Annotated in this window: 1 protein-coding gene; it reads right to left on the minus strand. The window is 72.6% G+C overall.

What is annotated here, in order from left to right; all coding sequences use genetic code 11:
* Nucleotides 1-1,480: amino acid adenylation domain-containing protein (locus KUM38_RS38975; RefSeq protein ID WP_217136888.1), on the minus strand; the 1,480-nt coding region annotated here is incomplete at both ends.

A 1,480-nucleotide genomic window follows, 5' to 3' on the forward strand; every position in this document is an offset into this window, starting at 1 on the left:
GGGTGGTGTGGGGGGTGAGGTGGGGGGCGGGCAGGGCCTTGCGGTCGAGTTTGCCGTTGGCGGTCAGCGGCAGTTCGGTCAGGGTGACGAAGGCGGCGGGGACCATGTAGTCGGGCAGGACCGCGGTCAGGTGGGTGCGCAGGTGGTCGGGGTCGGGTTCCTGGCCGGGGGCGGGGACGAGGTAGGCGACGAGGTGCTGGTGGCCGGGCCGGTCCTCGCGGAGGGTGACGGTGGCCTGGCCGACCGCGGGATGGGTGGTCAGGGCGGTGGTGATCTCGCCGAGTTCGATGCGCAGGCCGCGGAGTTTGACCTGGTCGTCGGCGCGGCCGAGGTATTCGAGTGTGCCGTGGGTGTTCCAGCGGGCGATGTCGCCGGTGCGGTACATACGAGTGCCGGGGGTGCTGTGGGGGTCGGCGGTGAAGCGTTCGGCGGTCAGGGCGGGGCGGCCGGTGTAGCCGTGGGCGAGCTGGATGCCGGCGAGGTAGAGCTCGCCGGGCACGCCGGGCGGTACCGGGCGCAGGGCCGCGTCCAGGACGTAGGTGCGGGTGTTCCACACCGGCCGGCCGATCGGCACGCTGGTGGTGTTGTCGTGGTTCGGGTCGGTGGCGTGGGCGGTGACGTCGACGGCGGCTTCGGTGGGGCCGTAGAGGTTGTGCAGGGCCACGCCGGGCAGCAGCTGGTGGAAGCGGTGGACGGCGTCGGCGGGCAGGGCCTCGCCCGAGCAGATCACCCGGGCCAGGTTCGTGCATCCGGCGGCGGCGGGCTCGGCCAGGAACGCCTGCAGCATCGACGGCACGAAATGCACCGTGGTGACGCCCGTGTCCTGGATGAGGCGGGCGAGGTAGGCGGGGTCCCTGTGCCCCTCCGGTTTGGCCAGGACCAGGGCAGCGCCGGTGCGCAGCGGCCAGAAGAACTCCCACACCGACACGTCGAACCCGGACGGGGTCTTCTGCAGCACCCGGTCACCGGCGTCCAGCGGATAGGTGTCCTGCATCCAGGCCAGCCGGTTGTGGATCGCGTCGTGACCGACCACCACGCCCTTGGGCCGCCCGGTCGACCCGGACGTGAAGATCACATACGCCGGCGCGTTAGGGGCCACCACCACCTCGGGACGGCTGCCCGGACGGGCGACCCCCCGGCCTTCGTCGGTGTCCAGCAGCAGCCGGGGCACTTCGGTCTGCGGCAGCCGACCGGCGACCTGGTTCGTGGTCAGCAGCAGGGCGGGGGCGGCGTCCTCGAGGATCCAGCCGATCCGCTCGGCCGGATAGTCCGGGTCCACCGGCACATACGCCGCCCCCGCCTTCAGCACCGCGTACAGGGCGGTGACCAGCTCCAGCGACCGCGGGACCGCGACCGCCACGAACGCTCCCGGCCGCACCCCCCGCGCGATCAGCTCGTGCGCCAGCCGGTTCGCCCGCACCTCCAACTCGGCATACGACAGGACCTCGTCTTCGAAGACGACCGCGACCGCGTCCGGAGT

This window comes from Streptomyces sp. AC558_RSS880 (assembly GCF_019049255.1).
GTDB lineage: Bacteria > Actinomycetota > Actinomycetes > Streptomycetales > Streptomycetaceae > Streptomyces.